Origin of the sequence: Janthinobacterium sp. B9-8, assembly GCF_000969645.2 — a bacterium.
Taxonomy (GTDB): Bacteria; Pseudomonadota; Gammaproteobacteria; order Burkholderiales; family Chitinibacteraceae; genus Iodobacter.
On record NZ_CP014222.1, the window covers coordinates 3296328 to 3314996 of the forward strand.

General features: G+C 47.5%; 12 protein-coding genes. 9 read left to right on the forward strand and 3 right to left on the reverse strand.

Translation table 11 applies throughout. From position 1 onward, the window contains the following. Positions 1-49: 49 nt before the first annotated feature. The 7 genes from rng to VN23_RS14825 all read left to right on the forward strand — a co-directional run bounded on the left by rng (position 50) and on the right by VN23_RS14825 (position 10147). The gene (gene rng / locus VN23_RS14795; RefSeq protein WP_046351429.1) at positions 50-1504 is read left to right on the forward strand and encodes a ribonuclease G; all 1455 of its coding nucleotides are present in this window, start codon (positions 50-52) and stop codon (positions 1502-1504) included. A gap of 593 nt (positions 1505-2097) precedes the next feature. Further along, positions 2098-2706, forward strand: a complete 609-nt coding sequence (locus VN23_RS14800) for a hypothetical protein (protein ID WP_046351490.1) — start codon at positions 2098-2100, stop codon at positions 2704-2706. A 24-nt stretch (positions 2707-2730) separates the two neighbouring features. After that, entirely contained in the window at positions 2731-4449 is a 1719-nt protein-coding gene (locus VN23_RS14805) for a type I secretion system permease/ATPase (protein WP_046351428.1), read from the forward strand. 136 nt (positions 4450-4585) lie between these two features. Next, entirely contained in the window at positions 4586-5929 is a 1344-nt protein-coding gene (locus VN23_RS14810; RefSeq protein WP_046351427.1) for an HlyD family type I secretion periplasmic adaptor subunit, read from the forward strand. Positions 5930-5939: 10 nt separating this feature from the next. Then, positions 5940-7268, forward strand: coding sequence for a TolC family outer membrane protein (locus VN23_RS14815; protein WP_046351426.1), 1329 nt, complete (start codon positions 5940-5942; stop codon positions 7266-7268). A gap of 231 nt (positions 7269-7499) precedes the next feature. Beyond that, on the forward strand, positions 7500-8561 hold the full coding sequence (locus VN23_RS14820) for an acyltransferase family protein (RefSeq protein WP_046351425.1): 1062 nt from the start codon (positions 7500-7502) through the stop codon (positions 8559-8561). Positions 8562-8617: 56 nt separating this feature from the next. Further along, entirely contained in the window at positions 8618-10147 is a 1530-nt protein-coding gene (locus VN23_RS14825) for a class I SAM-dependent methyltransferase (RefSeq protein WP_046351424.1), read from the forward strand. A 199-nt stretch (positions 10148-10346) separates the two neighbouring features. On the opposite strand, the gene VN23_RS14830 is transcribed toward VN23_RS14825, so the two are convergent. After that, the gene (locus VN23_RS14830) at positions 10347-11684 is read right to left on the reverse strand and encodes a Fic family protein (RefSeq protein ID WP_046351423.1); all 1338 of its coding nucleotides are present in this window, start codon (positions 11682-11684) and stop codon (positions 10347-10349) included. Positions 11685-12046: 362 nt separating this feature from the next. On the opposite strand from VN23_RS14830, the gene VN23_RS14835 reads away from it, so the two are divergent. Then, positions 12047-12760, forward strand: coding sequence for a lysozyme (locus tag VN23_RS14835; RefSeq protein ID WP_046351422.1), 714 nt, complete (start codon positions 12047-12049; stop codon positions 12758-12760). A 167-nt stretch (positions 12761-12927) separates the two neighbouring features. Here VN23_RS14835 and VN23_RS14840 read toward each other — a convergent pair whose 3' ends face one another. Next, on the reverse strand, positions 12928-15891 hold the full coding sequence (locus VN23_RS14840) for a DUF4214 domain-containing protein (protein ID WP_046351421.1): 2964 nt from the start codon (positions 15889-15891) through the stop codon (positions 12928-12930). A 618-nt stretch (positions 15892-16509) separates the two neighbouring features. Between VN23_RS14840 and VN23_RS14845 the strand changes: the two genes are divergently transcribed. Next, entirely contained in the window at positions 16510-17640 is a 1131-nt protein-coding gene (locus tag VN23_RS14845) for a hypothetical protein (protein ID WP_046351420.1), read from the forward strand. 325 nt (positions 17641-17965) lie between these two features. On the opposite strand, the gene VN23_RS14850 is transcribed toward VN23_RS14845, so the two are convergent. Next, positions 17966-18523, reverse strand: coding sequence for a DUF5610 domain-containing protein (locus VN23_RS14850; RefSeq protein WP_046351419.1), 558 nt, complete (start codon positions 18521-18523; stop codon positions 17966-17968). Between the last annotated feature and the right edge of the window lie 146 nt (positions 18524-18669).

Consider the following 18669-nt stretch of genomic DNA (forward strand, 5'->3'; position numbering starts at 1 on the left):
ACGCCACTACGACCGACCCACCCAAATATAAAAAAACAGGGCCTTCCCAATGAAAGAACAAATCCTCGTCAACATCACCCCACAAGAAACCCGCGTGGCCACCGTTGAAGATGGTGTGGTTCAGGATATTCATATAGAGCGATCTGCCCACCGTGGTTTGGTTGGCAATATTTATTTGGGCGTAGTGAAACGCGTCTTACCCGGCATGCAAAGTGCCTTTATTGAAATTGGCCTAGAACGCGCCGCTTTTTTGCATATCGCCGATGTCATCGAGCAGCGCCAGCACCCCAATGAAGTGCAAAGAATCGAGCGCATTGTGCACGAAGGCCAACCGGTGCTGGTGCAAGTGGCCAAAGACCCGATCGGCAGCAAGGGCGCGCGGCTCTCTACCCAGATCAGCATTGCAGGGCGTTTTTTAGTCTTTTTGCCGCAAGAAAAACATATCGGCATCAGCCAGCGCATCGATAACGATGGCGAACGCAACCAGCTGCGTAAACGTCTTGAATTATTACTCGCCGAATCAAAGCATCAAGGCTATATCATCCGCACCTCGGCCGAACACGCCACAGACGAAGAGCTGACAGCAGATATCAATTATCTGGATAAAATCTGGGCCGATATCCAGCAAAAATCGATCACCCTGCCTGCCCGTTCACTATTATTCCAAGATTTATCGCTGCAATTGCGCGTCTTGCGCGATATGGTAAACACCGAAACCGAAGAAGTACTGGTCGATTCCCGCGAAAATTTCGCCAAAATGAGCGAATTTGCCGGCTCCTTTGTCTCCGATGTATTGCCCCGCATCAAGCACTATGTTGGCGAGCGGCCACTCTTTGAATTATTTGCCGTAGAAGCAGAAATCGAGCACGCCATGGTGCGCCGGGTTGATCTCAAATTTGGCGGCTATTTGATCATCGATCAAACCGAAGCCATGACTACGGTTGATGTAAACACCGGCGGCTTTGTAGGCACCCGCTCCTTTGACGACACCATTTTCAAAACCAATCTTGAAGCCACCCAAGTCATTGCCCGCCAGCTACGCCTGCGTAATTTAGGCGGCATTATCATTGTCGATTTTATTGATATGGATAATGAAGAACACAAAACAGCGGTGATGGATGAACTAAAAAAAGCCATCAGCCGCGATCGTACCAAGGTGACCATCAGCCCCTTTACCAGCCTTGGTCTGGTTGAAATCACAAGGAAACGCACCCGCGAATCCCTCGCCCATGTGCTGTGCCAAACCTGCCCCACCTGCCAGGGGCGCGGCGAAATCAAAACGGCACAAACTATTTGCTACGAAATCCTGCGCGAAATCCTGCGTGAAGCCCGCCAATTCAACGCCAAAGAATACCGAATCCTCGCCTCGCAAAGCGTGATCGATATGTTCCTAGACGAAGAATCAGCCAACCTCGCTCAGCTCGCCGACTTTATCCAAAAACCCATCTACCTGCAGGTAGAAAGCGCCTACACCCAGGAAATATTTGATGTGGTGCTGGTGTAAAAACCGATACCCCGCCCTAGGGTCTGTTGACGTTTGATTCACAGCTGCGTTTGGCCCAGTTTTGGGGTTGAACAAGGCAAAAATTGCGACATGGTACGAGTACCATTAGCGATTTTTAACGCCGTGCAGCCCCAAAAATGGGCCAAACCCTCCGCGTGCGAGGGGTTTTCCTCGCTCAGCGATGGGGCTGGGCATTAGCCATGTAGGGCGGGTGAAACCCGTGTCTTTTTCCGCACTGCTCAACGGCTTGCCCCCTAAAGATTCAATAGCCAGATGACCACTAAGCAAGATACATAAGTACTATTTAAGCTAACGATAGATTGAAGAAAGAATAAGGTTACAAAATCATTGCCGAGCCACTGTAGATCAATACAGACATAGTGCTTACGCAACACCACAAAGTATGCAAGCTCCCTGGCAACCCCAAGCACAATAGCTGTACAACACGGCCCTAGAATTAAATTCCTGCTACAAACCTCACAAGCTAAACCAAGCCTGCATATCGCTCTGCCACTCATCCTAACCGACAAACGTAGGCAAAAAACTTCATATAGGCATTTCATATAGGAGAAATCTTTCCTAGAGTGATGATTATGCCTATCACATACTCAATCCCTCTTTTAACGACGGACCCGCAGCAGCAAAGGCTACAGGCGCTGCAGGCAGAGTTTTGTAATGGTTGTAATTTAGTAGCTCCGATTGCACAGCAGCACCGCTGCTGGCACCGCGTAACCTTACATCATTTAGCTTACCGTGTACTGCGTGAACAGCTGCCAGATTTAGGGGCGCAAATGGCTTGTAATGCCATTTATGCAGTTTGCCGTGCTTATCGCACCCTTTATGAGCACCCACTGAGCAAATGGAAGAATCTGCCTGCCGAATCTCCTTTGCCTAAATTACATTTTTTACCCTCCGCGCCGGTGTATTTCGACCGCCATACTTTAAGCATTAAAGACAATATTTTGTCGATGTTTACTTTGGAGGGACGATTGCGCTTTCAATTACAACTCCCCCCTGAAGTAATTGGCAGCTTTAGCTCGCAGCGTTTAAGAGAAATTGTTCTTACCAATAACCATCCCCATTATTTACTTAGTTTTATTTTTTTAAATTTAGATGAAGTAGCGCAGTCCACCCATCAGGATGAATGGCCAGAGTATTTATTGACTTTAGATTCGCCCCAAACGAATGAAGAAAACGTGTAATCACTTTTCAATAAAGGATATTTTATGAAGCAGCATTTACAGCCTCGCTCTGAATTGGCCAGTGTATTACACGGTTTACGCCAGCATTTTTGGGTAGCGGGCATATTTAGTTTCTTTATTAATTTACTGATGCTGGTGCCTTCCATTTATATGCTGCAAGTTTACGACCGGGTACTAGCCAGCAGAAATGAAACCACTTTAGTTATGATTACGGTAATTACACTGGGGCTGTACGGCTTAATGTCTTTACTGGAAATGGTGCGCTCAAGGCTATTGGTACGGATCAGTAGTAAATTAGATTCACAGCTTAATGCGCGGGTATTTACAGCCGCTTTTGAGCGTAATTTAAGAGCGGGCAATAGTGATGCAGGCCTTGCACTGGCCGATTTAAATAATGTTCGCCAGTTTCTAACCGGCCAAGGTTTATTTGCCTTTTTTGATGCACCTTGGGCCCCTATTTATCTGGCCGTATTATTTATGCTTGGATCCTTATTGGGCTGGCTAGCGGTAGTAGGCGCGGTGCTCTTGGCTGGGCTTGCCTATATCACCGAATTAGTCAGTAAAAAACCCATAGCCGAAGCAGGTACCCATTCCAATTTAGCCACTCGATTTGCTAATAATAATTTACGTAATGCCGAGGTCATCGAGGCAATGGGCATGCTCGATGGGCTGATGCAGCGCTGGTATAAGCACCACGGTAAATTCTTGGCCTTGCAAGGCGAAGCCAGTGATAAAGCGGGGAGTATTTCGGCGATTACCAAATTCACCCGCATTAGTTTGCAATCTTTGATTTTAGGCGCGGGGGCCCTGCTGGTGATTGAAGGCTCAACCACACCGGGCGCGATGATTGCCGGTTCTATTTTAATGGGCCGGGCCCTAGCGCCCATTGAACTAGCCATTGGCACATGGAAGCAATTTATTAGCGTGCGCTCAGCTTATTCTCGCCTGCAAGAACTCATGGCCACCTTCCCTGCTCGCCCTATAGGGATGAGCCTGCCCCGCCCTAGCGGCCAGCTTTTAGTCGATAACGTATCGGCCGTAATTCCTGGCACGCAGAATATGGTGATTAAGGGCATCAATTTTGGCATGGCAGCAGGGCAAATTTTAGGCATTGTCGGCCCAAGCGCCAGCGGTAAATCATCGCTGGCACGGCTTTTAGTCGGTATTTGGCCCACCGTCATGGGTAAAGTACGGCTAGATGGTGTCGATGTTTACACTTGGAATAAAGCTGAGCTAGGCCCGCATCTTGGCTATCTACCGCAAGATGTTGAATTGTTTTCCGGCACCATCGCCGAAAATATTGCCCGCTTTGGCGAAATAGACAGCGAAAAAGTCGTCGCCGCAGCGCAAATGGCCGATGTACACGAAATGATTTTGCGCCTACCCAAGGGCTACGACACGGCCATTGGCGAAGGCGGATCAGGATTATCCGGCGGCCAGCGCCAGCGCATCGGCCTAGCCCGTGCCCTGTACGGCAATCCCAGCCTGATTGTACTGGACGAGCCCAACGCCAATCTGGATGAGCTGGGCGAGCGCGCTCTGGTGCAAGGCATATTAAAAGCCAAAGAAGCCGGAGCCACCATCGTGCTCATCACCCATCGCACACACGTACTGGCCGTGGTTGATTTATTACTGGTGATCGCCGATGGCACCTTGCGCTATTACGGCCCGCGAGATCAAGTTTTAGCTGCGCTCAACCCACCGCCAGCCGTCGCACCGGCGATGGCAGAACAGCAATCTTAGAATCATCGTAGGGCGGATGAAACCCACGTATTTTTTAGCATTACTCGCGAGTTTCACCCCTCCTATAAAAACGGCCAAACAACAGTCTGTACGCGGGTGAAACCCGCCAAAAACCCACGCAAATGAGGGCTGCATCATGTTAAAGCTTGCCAAACAAATCTCTCCCGAACCGATATTAGACGTTGATAACTCGCTCACCGACACCCGCTCTGTCACTCGGCTAGGCTTGTTTATTCTTTTGTTTGGTCTGGGGGGCTTTCTGCTTTGGGCCGCTTTTGCCCCGCTGGATGAAGGCGTACCCACCAATGGCGTGGTCAGCGTAGAGAGCAAACGCAAGGCGATCCAGCATCTACAAGGCGGCATGGTGGCTAAAATTCTGGTCAAAGAAGGCGCAGAGGTGGCCGCGAACCAGCCCTTGATCTTGCTCGATCAAACACAAATTAATGCCATTTTATCCACCGTGCAAAATAACTTCTGGCAAACCCAAGCCTTGGCCGATCGGCTGAGTGCCGAACTTAAGCACGCACCGCAAATCACCTTTAATGAAAAACTGCGGCAAGAGAACAATTCCCAAGCCAAAGATATTATGAAAACGCAATCTCAGCTTTTTGTAACCCGCCGTACGGCACTGATCAACGAAGGCAATATTCTGCAACAAACCATTGCCGGGATTAATGAGCAGATTAACGGCCTGCGCGCCTTAGAAGCGGGACGCAAACAGCAAATTAAATTGCTGGAAAAAGACATCGCCGGTCTGCGCGATTTAGTAGCCGATGGCTTTGCCCCGCGCACCCGCCTTTTTGAAATGGAGCGCTTATTTGCTCAGGTGTCCGGTGAATACGGCGAAGGCCTCAGCCGCATAGAACAAGCCAGCCGGCAAAAAGGCGAGCTTAGCCTCAGAATTTTGCAACGCACTCAGGAATTCAACAAAGAAGTAGAAACCCAGTACAGCCAGATTCAAGGTGATTTAAACCGCTGGAATAATGAGCTTAAAACCCGGGAAGAAGAGTTGGCCCGCACCGTTTTACGCTCTCCCACAGCAGGCCGCGTGGTGGGGCTGAATATTCATACCATCGGCGGCATTATCCGCCCCGGCGACACCCTGATGGAAATCGTGCCGGAAAACGACGAGCTAGTCGTTGAAATCCAGCTGCCACCGCATTTAATCGACAAAGTACACCCCGGCCTGCTGGCTGATATCCGCTTCGCGTCCTTAGGCAATAAAGGCACAGCACCGATTCTGGAAGGAGAGCTAACAAGTATTTCTGCCGACCGAATTGTAGACCCGCACGGCAATCCTTATTTCAGTGCCAAAGTAGTGGTCACCAAAAAAGGCCTGGCCGAGCTAAGCCGTGAAAAGCTCGCCATCCAGCCGGGCATGTCTACCGAAGTCGTCATCAAAACAGGTGAGCGCAGCCTTCTGGATTACCTGACCCGTCCGTTATTTAACCGACTTGCCTTTGCCTTTACCGAGAAATAAGGAGATCCCTATGCACAGCAAGATCTGCTTAATCCCCCTGTTATTTTGCGCTGCCAGCCATGCCGCAGATTTAGCCCAGCTTTACCCTAAGGCCATGCAAAACGACAGCCGCTTTGCACTTGCCAAAGCACAAAACTTAGCTGCGCAGGAAATTGTCCCCATTGCCAGAGCAGCCTTACTACCTAATTTATCACTCTCTGCCCAAGGCAGCCGGGAATGGGTCAAAACCGAATTTGATATAGGCGAAGGCGCAAAAGAGCAAACCATTGCTAAAGACTATTTATTTAATGGCCAAGTTTACGCCGCCACCCTTGTGCAACCCTTATTCAAAATGGCTGCATGGGATAATCTATCGCAAGCCGAGTTTCAGCAAAAAGAAGCGAATCACGCGCTTGATCGCAGCCAGCAAGAGCTTATTTTAAGGCTGGCCCAGCAATACCTTGATGTGCAGCTGGCTTTTGACAAACTGCAGCTCTTAAGCGAACAAAAAAAGGCCTATCAGGAGCAAAAAACCCAAGCCAGCAAATGGTATGCAGCAGGCCACGGCACCATTACCGATGTAAACGAAGCACAAAACCGCCTTGATTTTGTTGATGCCGATATTCTTTCTGCCGAAGCCGCACACAGCAGCAAGCTGCATGAACTCAGCGTTACCGTAGGCGAGCCGATGAGCAGACTGGCCCACCGTAAACCCACCGATATGCAGGCCGATTTGCACCTGCGCTACCCATTGGCCGAATGGCTTAATCAGGCCAAACAAAATAATCCCGTGCTTTTTGAGCGTCAGGCTTCGGTGAACGCCGCTCAATTAGAAATCAGCAAAAATATCGATCAACACCTGCCCACCGTCGATCTGCGGCTGCGCAGCAGCTATGAGCACAGCCCCAGCTATACCACGGTAGATAATCTGATCAAATCCAATAGCATCATAGTCTACGCCAGCATTCCGGTTTTCTCCGGTGGGGAAATCAACGCCCGCAGCAAACGCGCCGTCGCCCTGCACACCGCAGCCACCGAAGATCAGCGCAGCATGCAGCAACAAGTTGAGCTGGGCTTACGCCAGCAATATCTGGACTTAAGCTCCAGCTCTGCACAAATCAGAGCCCTGCAAGAAGCCGTGCGCTCTGGCGATGTGCTAATCCAATCCACCCGCAAAGGCATCCAGTCAGGCGTGCGCAGCAATGTGGATTTGCTCAACGCCCAAAGCCGCTTCTTTGAAGCCCAGCAAAAACACACAGCAGCCCAATACACCTACCTAAGCGGCTATATCCGCCTGAAATTTTATGCTGGCACATTGCAAGAAACAGATTTGCAAGCGGTAGATCAGGTATTGCGTTGAAAGATTGAATATTCAAAATATGCAGGTTTCACCCCGCCTGCCAGCTTAAGGTCAAAGCAAAGTATGGTTTTGTGTAGGGTGTGCAAGTCGTTTTTCTTGCGCACCGTTCTCGGAGAAGAGCGACTGTTGTACACCCTACAAATACCGATTTAACTTATGACTTAGCCTAAGTTGATAGGGTGGAGTTTCACCCGTCATACGAAAAACACCATATATAAAACGAGGGAATCGATGTCGCCACACTCCAGCAATATCGCATTTAACCCCAAGCTAGAGCATATTCGCGCTTTGGCGGCGCTATTGGTTTTTTTCTATCACGCATTTCATCATTTCTATGGCAGCTGGCAATCGTTTCCTTCCTGGCCCTTACTCGCCATTTTTACTGAAGGCCATATTGGCGTTGGTTTATTTTTTACGCTTTCCGGCTATTTGTTTATGAAAATAGCCATAAGCGGCAATATTGATTATCGCCGATTTATTTTCAACCGTTTCCTGCGTATTTTTCCATTATTTTTACTGGTTTTTTTCTTAGCCATTTCGTTAGGCCGTGATAAATTTCAGCCTCAGGATTTACTCTATTTATTTATCAGCAATATTGGTAAGCCCGCCACCTCTGATTATTTTGTAACTGGTGCAGCATGGACTATTTCAATTGAATTCACTTTTTATCTTATTTTTCCGTTTCTAGCACTCTTTGTCCGCCAGCAAGGTTTGGTCTATATTGGCAGAATGCTGCTTATTTTTTTAGTTTTAAAGTTATGTGTACTTAGCCTTGCTGCACACCCTGCCCATGTATTGCAATCCACTCTCATTGGCCGGCTTGATCAGTTCTTAATTGGCATGGGCTTTGCCACATTAGCACTCGGCTCTTTTTTTAAAAGGCCCTACGCATTAATAATAACCACGCTGATCATTATCTCGATCAGCGTATTCCGCTCCCAATACGCTATTTTATTTAATGAAAGCAGCCGCAGTTTTATTTTAGTGATCTGGTATACCTTAGAAGCATTGCTATGGGGGCTGTTTATTTATGCCTATACAAATACTCAATGGCGTTTACCCGATTTAATAGAAAAATTTCTTTCTTTTATCGGGCAGCGCTCTTATTCGTTTTACCTATTGCATGCGATGGTTCTTTACTTATTAAGCCATTATCTGGTTAGCGATTTATCTATTCCTATTTTGCTAGGAAAAATCACACTAGCACTACTACTAAGCTGCCTGCTAGCCGATTTAAGCTGGCGTAGTATTGAATTGCCATTTTTAAACTTGCGCCAGCATTATGTGCATTAAACAAACATCGATCAAATCACCCTTTATCTATTGATTAACAAGCAAGGAAAATCAGCATGAGCGATTGGACAGCAGGCTATATAGCAGATATCGGATATACATTTGGCTATTACAGTGAGCTTAACCCCCTACGGGTAAAGCTCGCTTTTCTAAGCGCTGGCTTAGCCTATCCGGAAATGGGTAATGCATGTGAATTAGGCTTTGGCCAGGGAATGAGTGCTAATTTGCATGCCGCCGCCAGTGTAACGCAATGGCATGGCACCGATTTTAATCCGTCTCAGGCGGGCTTTGCCCAAGAGTTGGCCGGCATTTCTGGTGGAGGGGCTAAATTATTTGATGAAGCCTTTGCTGATTTTGCTACCCGTAGTGATTTACCCGAGTTCGATTATATCGGCCTGCATGGTATTTGGAGCTGGATATCAGATGAAAACCGTGGCGTAATTGTTGAATTTATTCGCCGAAAATTAAAAGTAGGCGGTGTTTTATATATTAGCTATAACACCCAGCCCGGCTGGGCCAGCTTTGCTCCAATACGGCATTTAATGACCGAACACGCCGAGATTATTGGTGCAGAAGGCAATGGCATTGTGAGCCGGATTAATGGCGCACTCGATTTTACCGAAAAACTATTCGCCACCCAGCCTATGTATGCGCGGGCAAACCCGCAAATAGCGGAGCGAATACAAAAAATAAAAGAACAAAATCGCCATTATCTGGCACATGAATATTTTAATCGGGATTGGCTGCCTATGCACTTTGCCACCATGGCAGAGTGGCTGGAGCCAGCCAAGCTCAGCTTTGCCTGCTCTGCGCATTATATGGACCATATTGATGCCATTAATTTAAGTAGCGAGCAGCAGCAATTTCTTGCGGCAATTCCCGATGCCATGTTCAGAGAAACGACGCGTGATTTTATGGTGAATCAGCAGTTTCGCCGCGATTACTGGGTGCGTGGGCCACGCAAACTCAGCAAATTAGCGCAAGCAGAACAGGCTCGGCAATTGCGCGTGTTGCTGGTTCAGCACCGTGCCGATGTATCGCTCAAAGTAACAGGCAATCTGGGCGAAGCCACTATGCAAGACCATGTTTATGCGCCCATTTTAAATACCATAGCCGATCATCAGATCATCAGCCTTGGGCAAATCGAGCAAGCCACGGGCCTAGCTTTATCACAAATTTTACAAGCCGCCCTCGTGTTAATTGGCGGAGGCAGTGTGGTGGCAGTACAAGACGATGCCCATATTGCCAAAGCAAAAAAATCCTGCGAAAAACTCAACTATTATTTATGCAATCAGGCACGCGGCAGCCACGATATCAGCCATCTGGCCAGCCCTGTTTCAGGCGGTGGCATTAGCATCGGGCGCTTTCAGCAGTTGTTTTTACTGGCCCGCAGCCAAGGCAAAAAGCACCCAGCAGAATGGGCACAATTTGCCTGGCAAATCTTAGCTATGCAAAACCAAACCTTGGTAAAAGAAGGGCAAGCTTTAGAAACTGAAGAAGACAATCTCGCAGAATTAAATCGCCAGGCACAAACGTTTTCAGAAAAGCAGCTGAACATCTTTAAAGCGCTGGGAATAGCCTGGTAAGGCTTAGTAAATAAGCTGGTGGGTTTTACCCCAGTCCTGTCAGTTTAAGCGAAACGTTCTTCGTAGGGCGGGTGAAACCCGCGAGCAATTCTGAATAAATACGCGGGTTTCACCCGCCCTACGATATTTATAATGAGATTGAGCAAGAGGCATAATCAGAAAAAATTCTTTTGGAATATTTAAATAACAGGAAAAACATTTAAACCAGTCTTTGCAATAAATCTGATGGTGCAATATATAAAGTGGTTCTGCCATCTTTGCTAGGCAGGAGCAGCCGGTACTCTGCCAGCTTGTTTAAATAGCTTCTGGCGGAGTTATCCGCAATGCCATAATCGCTGACAATTTCTTTTACTGAGAAATACCTGCCCGGTGATTTGCTGGCTTTTTTAATAATATCTTTTTGCACAAAATTAAGCGCCTGACCAAATTTTGATTTCTCCAGCAGCGCTACAACCTGATTAAACTCTTGCGTTTTTTCTTCAAGATATTTTTTCAGCTCATCAAAAGCCTGAATAATAATATCTAACTGGTAATCAATAAAATAGGTTAAATCGTTCTGATCCGTTTCTGTATATAAGTAAGACAGGCCATAATCCTTCGGGCTATTTTTAAGTAATTTACTAATGGAAATATACTTAAACAGATCGTACTCATTCTTAAGCATAAACCAATAAAACAAAGCTCTGGCTGTGCGGCCATTACCATCCCTGAACGGATGCTCAAAACCCAGCATAAAATGCAAAATAATGGCCTTTACTACCGGCGCAATAAACTCGCAACCATCCAGGCCGGAATGATTGGCATTGGCAAAATCACACAGCGCTTGCAAGCGCTCCTGAATTAAGTGGTGTTTAGGCGGCTGATGCGCAATACCCCCGTTGCCGTCTTCCACAAAAATATCATCAGCATCCCTAAAATGCCCGGGCAAAACGCTATTGCCTGTTGTGCCTTCTGTAGCAACCCGATGAAAATCTAAAATCAAATCAACCGTTAATGCTTGCTTGCACTCTTTTTCTGCTTGTTTAAGCAGAAAAAAATTATTAAGAATCATCCGTTCATCTTCATTAAGCGGCGCTCTTTCATCCTCCAGCATTTTTTTAGCCACTTCACGCGTGGTGGCCGCGCCTTCCAGCTGGGCACTGCTGATGGCCTCTTCCATAATTAAAGAGGAAACCAGAAATTTGGCCTGAATTTGCATCGTAGCAGCCATTCCAGCCACCACCGCCACGCTGCCACCTGCCGTCTTAATCACCTGATGCAGCTTGGCTTCCATCGAATTTGGGATGCAATAGCTAAAGGATTCGCCTTGCTCGTCGAATAAATCGATCTCCTTCATTTGGATAAAGCGCTGAAACTTGATCGCAAACCAAATATTTTGCGCTTCATCTCTGGGAACCCGCCATTTCAGCTTATCCCAATGCAGATAGCGGCCCTTGCTATCGGTTAAATCATATAAAGGCAGATACTTTTGGAGCGTTGGAAAATCAACCTGCACCAGATCAAATTTTGGCGCTCTCTCTACCCTTGGCTTAGCCATAATCTCAAATCCATCATTTTGCGTTAATAGCCTTCAGCATGACATGCCTGTGGCTAAAGTCAATCTTGCATACATTTTCAGCACCAAAATACGGCTGTAGCGGATCGTATATAAACTCAGCATCAGCTATGCAGCTGATAAATCGGCCCCACCACACTTCCAGGCAAGCAACCCAGTTTTTGTAGGATGTGCAGGCCGTTTTTCTTGCGCTCCGGCTTTGTGTGCCTCAACGCTTTATCTGATGCATATAGAGCGGAGTAATTACACGCTAAACGGCACTGCATCGGCTCGTATTTCAAACAAAACTTACCCGGCAGAAAACCCGAGGCTATTCTCTTTGATAAGCAATCAGGAGCAAAACCATGTCACACCAGATCAATCCGGCAGGTCTTAAGCTAGTCAAACAGTTTGAAGGTCTTTATCTGCAACCCTACGCCTGCCCGGCGGGAGTATGGACAATAGGCTACGGCCACACAGATGGCATCAACGCCAGTACGGCAAACATCAGTGAAGCGGAAGCCGATGCTTTACTTGCCAAAGATATGGCAAAAGTGGCCGCCGCCATTGAAAAGCTGGTCAAAGTAAAACTGCACAGCAATCAGTTTTCGGCACTTTGCAGTTTTACTTTCAATGTGGGCGTGAGCAGCCTGCAGCACAGCACCCTGCTTAAAAAACTAAACGCAGGCCATGATGCTGCCGTACCTGCTGAAATGGCCAGATGGAATAAAGCGCGTGAGCCAGCCAGCGGCCAGCTAAAAGTACTCAAAGGCTTGATCGCCCGACGGGCCGCAGAAGCCAGCTTATGGCTGGAGAGCCACGATAGCTTTATTAATGCCAGCACAATGGCGCAAAGCGTTTCTGCCGATGAGCACGGCTATCAAGTCATTGCGCGCAAGGGTTTAAATTTACGCTCGGGGGCGGGTTTAGAGTTCTCTATCCTTGAGCTGCTGCCCGCGCAAAAGAGAGTATTTGTACTAAGAGAAAAAGAAGGCTGGGCCGCCATCGATCTGGACGGCGACGGGCTACTGGATGGCTGGGCTTTAGCTGATTTTTTACGGGAATATTCTGGGGTTTAATCACACCGCAGATAAAGCAAATCATGATGCCTCTTACTCATCAGGCATAGTGCTATTTATCTATTTAGATTGTTTATAGAAAAACCCCCGCATCCATGACAGATGCGGGGGTTGGGTAAACGCAATGATTAGCAGGTGTTTAAAATCTCAGCCTGCTGCATTGAGCTTTACGCAGCGATAATGGCCAAGTTAGCGTTAGTAAAGAGTACATAATCGGCCGCAGTCATATCAATGGAGCCAACCAGAGAAACAACATCACCTGTTTCTAGGATGGTATTAGTCCCTGCACCTGCATCGGCAACCAAGATCAACATACGGCTATTGGTTGTGTCATACAGGGATACAAAGATTTCATTTCCTGCAGTAAGACCAGTAACGGTTGAAGTACCAATCGCAGCATCAAATGCAGCTTGCAAGGTACCGGTTGTAGTGCCACCGGTGGTTAGTTTGATTAAATCTGCACCAGCAGTAATCGCTGCTGCAGATGCATTCACTGCAACAGATTGAACAACTGTTGAAGATGCGGCCGCTGCTGCTACGGTTGAATTTAGGCCAGTAGCGGCATTAGCGTAGTTGCCAGATGTTGCAGACAGGTTCAATACGTCTGAAGTAGCAGCGGAGGTGCCGATTGTAAAATCCATCACGCGGGACACAGTGCCAATAACCGTCGATACCGCGCCCGTAGCGGTGTCACCACGCAAGACAAAGTTATCTGCGCCTGTGCCACCTGTTAATGAATCTGCTGTCGTTGTATTCGCACCTGTTACCCGGTTAGCTAAGGTGTCATTGCCTGCACCACCCACCAAGGTATCTGCCACGGTAGAACCAACCAAGACATCGTTGCCCGAGCCGCCCGTTGCAGTAATTGAAGCAGTCACCGCACCCGTTGCAAACATGGTTAAGGCACCGGTTAATGCAGAAGCATTAATCACTGAAGCCCCACTAATTGCAGCACCAAAGGTAATGGCATTGCTACCTGTAAGGTTGATTGTGCCCAAAGTACCGCCAGACAAGCCGGCCATAGTCAGACCACCTGTTAATGTAGCAGCATCAAATGCCAGCCCAAGAACGGTAGCTGAGTTGGCAACCGCAACCGTTGCTGTACCGCTGCTCAGGTTTAATGTGCCTACACCTGTTGTAGTAATCAGGCCAGTTACATCCCAGCCATTAGTATTCAAGGTTAGCGCATTAGTGTTTACAGCTGGGGTAGCTGTAAAGCCGATGGTACCGCCCGAGTCAGCACCTAAGCCTACGGTGTTGCCGGTGTTTAATGTAACTGTGGAGCCTGTTGTAACCGCACCATGCACATTAATTGCGTTCACACCCACCAGCTTGGTTGCATCAATCGAAGCGCCCAAACCATCATTCAGACGTAGCGTTTCAAAATTGGTGTAGTTAGCGGCATTGGCTACAGTCGTTACGGTTACAGCAACAGCTGTTGCAGAAGCAATCGACAAGATATCCGTGCCGTCGCCGCCGTTTACACTACCGCCAGTCCCCATAATGCCTGCTGTTACCGTATCGTTACCTGCACCCGTGGTATGAGCAACTGTGGATGCTGCCACGGTAATGGTATCCGCACCGGTAGATGAAGTACCTACAAACTGCTGACCTGCACCCAAAGCGGTTGTAAGAATTACGCCACCAGTGCTGGTGCTGGTGATCACACCTGCAGCGGTCAGTGTTTGTGCATCCGCTGTAAATTTACCTGCGCCAGAAACATTAAGCGTGGTAGAAACAGCGCTGCCTAATGCGTCCATTTGCAAATCTACATCTGCTTTTACCGCTAGCGACACTGCTTTTGCAGTAGTAGCGGTTACGTCGAATGAGCGGCTGCCTGTTGCATTAATGGTTAAGGATGTAGCTTCTGCATCGGTAACAACCGTTGTACCTGCGTCAGTACCCGCAGCACCTTCATCCACACCGTTTAAATTAAGCACTAAAGCCCGTGTTGCAGCTGCTGCCGTGAGTGTCACATTGTTAACTGTTGTTGCCGCATTTAAATTAGTCAGATTAAGCGTAGTTACGCCATCGCCAGTAATCGTAGATGCGCCTGTTGCACCACTTACGGTTACTGTTTTCAGCGTGCTACCCGTTGCAGCCGCAGTACCACTACGATCAGTAACCGCTACCGCGGCACCATTAGTAACACTCACAGAAGCGAGTTTATTAGCGACGGCAGTACCACCAATTGTCACATTGCCTGTACCTGCAACCACAGCTAAATCGCCACCTGTTCCGATCACGGCTACATTACCAGCCCCTGAAGTAGCAACACTGACATTCGCGGTGTCTGCCGCAGTAATTGTCATTGCCCCTACGCCATTGATCGTGGCCTTTGTGAGCCCTGTCCAAGCAGTCATGTCTGCAGTTACACCTGCACTAGACGACAAGGTGACAGTTTCAATATTTTTAACCACTTGGCTAGTCGAAGTAGCAATCGCGGTCGTATCAGAAACGGTTAAAACATCCGTACCCGCACCACCATCCAGACTATCCAGAGCGCCAAAACCGCCTACCGCTGTAGAGCTGAAGCTATCGCTGCCTGCAGTACCCGTAAAGCTATCGATACCGGTAGTCAGCGTAAAGGCTGTGCCTTGAGCAACAATCGAATTCAAATTGGCGGTAATTAAGGCTGTTTGAGAAGTTTGCGTTGCAACGCTAACTACAGCAGTCAGGAATGTACGGGCAATATCTGCTGCCGCTGTACCTGCGTATTTGAGAATACCCGTTGCATCTGATGCAGCTGTGGTATAGGCCGCGGCAACCGCCAGCTTGGCATTTAGTACGGTTAAATCTGCACCTGCTGCACCGTTTAAAACGGAAACCGCCATCGTACCCACGGTCATACGGCCAGCGCTAATTTCATTCAGATAAAATTGCAAGCCAGCGGTTTCTGCCGCACGGCCAAACGATGCTTGGTAAACAGCGCTAATTTGTGCGGCCAAGGCTTGTGTGCCATACAGCGTTACCGATTCTGCGGAGGTAGCGAATGCATTGGCAATCGCCGAAGCGCCACCTTCTTTATCAAATTTTTCCGCCCAGTATTGCTGCCCAGCGTAGTCGGCTGGACGTTGATAGTAAGCGACATAGAGTTTTTGCACGAATGCTAATGCTGCTGCAGTTGCCATTTTTACGTACTCCAAAAAGTTTATGTAAGCTATCGTCCAGCTTCACGCCAGGGCTTTTCCATAATGGATTGCGCCTCGGACAAATGCATTGTTCTCCCGCCCTATTTTTAAGAATGTGATTGCAATCACAAAAGCGCATTTACCCTTGCATAAGGAGGCGAACGGTGGTCTTTTATTTTTAATATTTTATAAGTCATTGTTTTTATTAAACAACCTACATAAACCAACAATAGGCACTTCGTTTTTATCTTGTTTTTTTCTAAAGCACTGCATTCGCCTGTCCCTTTCAAGCCACCTGCTCACTACTACAGCACTTGACTAGAGAATAGGAATATGAAATTTAAACCCCGTCATCAAGCTAAACCCCTGCTATTTTTGGCATTAAGCTTGGCATTCAATGAACAAAAACATGGAAAAGGAGGTAATTCCCCCCTGTGTGCTTAATATTTAATTAAGCTAATAGAAAACATAGAGACAGCAACTTGTTATTCGTATTACACTCTCTACAGCTCAGTACACTCACCACCGCATCATGCAGCTCATCTTTTCTTCTTTTTGCCTCTTATATAGTTTATTATTCATTCAACTATAAACTTATAGTAGATAAAATAATTCACTATGAAACACTATCCCCGCACCGATCTCGCTAAGCGTTATTGCGATACGCTCAGTGGGCTGAGCTTAATCAGCAGCACAAAAAACCTATTCCTTGCTGCCCCGCGCCGAGTGGGAAAAACACAATTTATTAATAATGATTTAATCCCTGAGGCACAAAGCCGTGGCTGGCTAGTTATTTATGTGGATTTATGGAGCGATCAGAATAAATCGCCCAGCGCATTGATTTGCGAAGCTTTGCATCAAAAAAGTAAAGAAATGGAAGGCCGATTACTAAGCACAGCCAGATCGGCAGGGATTGCGGGTGGGCAAATTGGTGCAGGGGAGTTCAAGCTTGATTTCACCATTCCCGCTGAAGATGTACCCACATCAGTTAGCGAGTCCTATCAGCAGCTGAAGGAGCGGGCAAAAAACCACACAGTGATGCTGGTAGTCGATGAGGCGCAACAGGCTTTAAGCAGTGATGATGGTAAAAAAGCGACCTTTGCGCTGAAATCAATTCGCGATACCTCCAATCAGCAAATTGACCAGGCAGGACATGATTTTGTACTGGTTTTTACCGGCTCGCAGCGGGATAAACTATCCAATCTTTGCAGCCCGAAAACGAGCGCATTTTATGGCAGCTCGGTAGAGGAGTTTCCACTACTGGACAGCAATTTTATTGAGTTTTTTATTTATGCAGTTAACGATGCTATCGGCAGCAACGCAGCTAAAAAACTAAAGCGCGAGAGCACTTTGGGGGCTTTTCAAATCTTAGGCTGCAAGCCTGATTTGCTGATTGATGCGCTAGGTAAATATATGCTGGAGCCTATCGAGCGCTCCATCCAAGATGTGGCACTGGATATGGTGAGATCAGCCGCTTTTGAGATTGAAACCACGGTGAATGCTTTAACCCCCATTCAACGTGCGATCTTTAAAACGATCACACTCAACTCGCAGAATAACTTTGCGCCTTTTTCCAGCAATGCAATAAGCCAATACGCCGCAGAGCTGCCTGAAAATACCAACCTCACGGTTTCAACTGTGCAAGCGGCCATCAGTGCGTTGCGAGATCAGAGCTTGCTCTGGCAACCCTCTTCCGGCAAATACCTCCCCGAAGATAGCTCGTATCTGGCGTATTTTAGACGCCGCTAAGCCAGCCCCAAATCATTGAGCAGCCATCTTATCGAGCGAGGTAATGCCACTCGTCGTGCAGCGGCAGGCAGTGTATTGCCCGCCAGTTCAAAAAACCTTAAAAGTCATCATCGTTTGGCTTTATAAAAAAAGGCGGCTTGCGCCGCCTTTCAAATGGATTGCCTTCACAACGTGTCAAACTTAAGACTGCCCTATTGCTAAAACAGCATATTTGGCTATATTTCGATGGTTTTTCGTTAAATAACCAGCGATTCGCCTCAACAATCATCAAAAACGATTGCAAGCCAGAGATTTACTCTAAGGGTGCTTAAGTACCGACAGACAGCTATACCTTGACCTTTTTGCTAGCCAAAAAGTCATCCAGACCTTTTTGCACCAGCTCATAGGTTTTCTCCACATTGCTGGCGATAGTGCCATCCAATACTTGCAAGCTTTTCAGAATCTCTTTTGCCTCTTTAAAGCCTTGCTCTACCCCGCCACGAATCACCTTGGTAAATTCTTCAGCTATTTTTTCCGGATCTTGTCCCGGTCTTTGCTTGGCAAATGCTTCATAAAACCCAGTGGACAGCGCCACAATTCGCCCGGCAGTGCCCTCTGGTGAATTATCTTGCCCCATCGCGTTTTTAATCGCGTCGTCGCCAAATTCAGGCTGCAATACTTCGTTGATTTTATCGATGGCACTTCTAAATAAAAGCTGCATCGGCTTATCGCCACTACTGATCGATACTTGCAAAGAAGCTTGCAAGATTTGCTGATTAGTTTGCGCACGAATATTTGCTGCGCTGATTTCAGGCTTTTTATCTGTTTCCTTACTCTCTTTGATGTCTTTACTTGCTGAAGCAGCGCTACTCACTGGGTTCGATTGAGAAACAGAGTTAATCACGATAAAGCTCCCTATCAATGTCTTGCATAAAGGTATACCCCAGTTTATCGGCCTCAAAGTGACTTAACTTCAGTCACATCTTGCCCGCCCTGATCGGCGGCTTGATTTTGCGCAATAAATGTAAACTTTGCGACTTCCTTCCGTTT

Coding starts and splice junctions, on each gene's coding strand:
- rng (WP_046351429.1), top strand. CDS start 50: ATGAAAGAACAAATCCTCGTCAACATCACCCCACAAGAAACCCGCGTG.
- VN23_RS14800 (WP_046351490.1), top strand. CDS start 2,098: ATGCCTATCACATACTCAATCCCTCTTTTAACGACGGACCCGCAGCAG.
- VN23_RS14805 (WP_046351428.1), top strand. CDS start 2,731: ATGAAGCAGCATTTACAGCCTCGCTCTGAATTGGCCAGTGTATTACAC.
- VN23_RS14810 (WP_046351427.1), top strand. CDS start 4,586: ATGTTAAAGCTTGCCAAACAAATCTCTCCCGAACCGATATTAGACGTT.
- VN23_RS14815 (WP_046351426.1), top strand. CDS start 5,940: ATGCACAGCAAGATCTGCTTAATCCCCCTGTTATTTTGCGCTGCCAGC.
- VN23_RS14820 (WP_046351425.1), top strand. CDS start 7,500: ATGTCGCCACACTCCAGCAATATCGCATTTAACCCCAAGCTAGAGCAT.
- VN23_RS14825 (WP_046351424.1), top strand. CDS start 8,618: ATGAGCGATTGGACAGCAGGCTATATAGCAGATATCGGATATACATTT.
- VN23_RS14830 (WP_046351423.1), bottom strand. CDS start 11,684: ATGGCTAAGCCAAGGGTAGAGAGAGCGCCAAAATTTGATCTGGTGCAG.
- VN23_RS14835 (WP_046351422.1), top strand. CDS start 12,047: ATGTCACACCAGATCAATCCGGCAGGTCTTAAGCTAGTCAAACAGTTT.
- VN23_RS14840 (WP_046351421.1), bottom strand. CDS start 15,891: ATGGCAACTGCAGCAGCATTAGCATTCGTGCAAAAACTCTATGTCGCT.
- VN23_RS14845 (WP_046351420.1), top strand. CDS start 16,510: ATGAAACACTATCCCCGCACCGATCTCGCTAAGCGTTATTGCGATACG.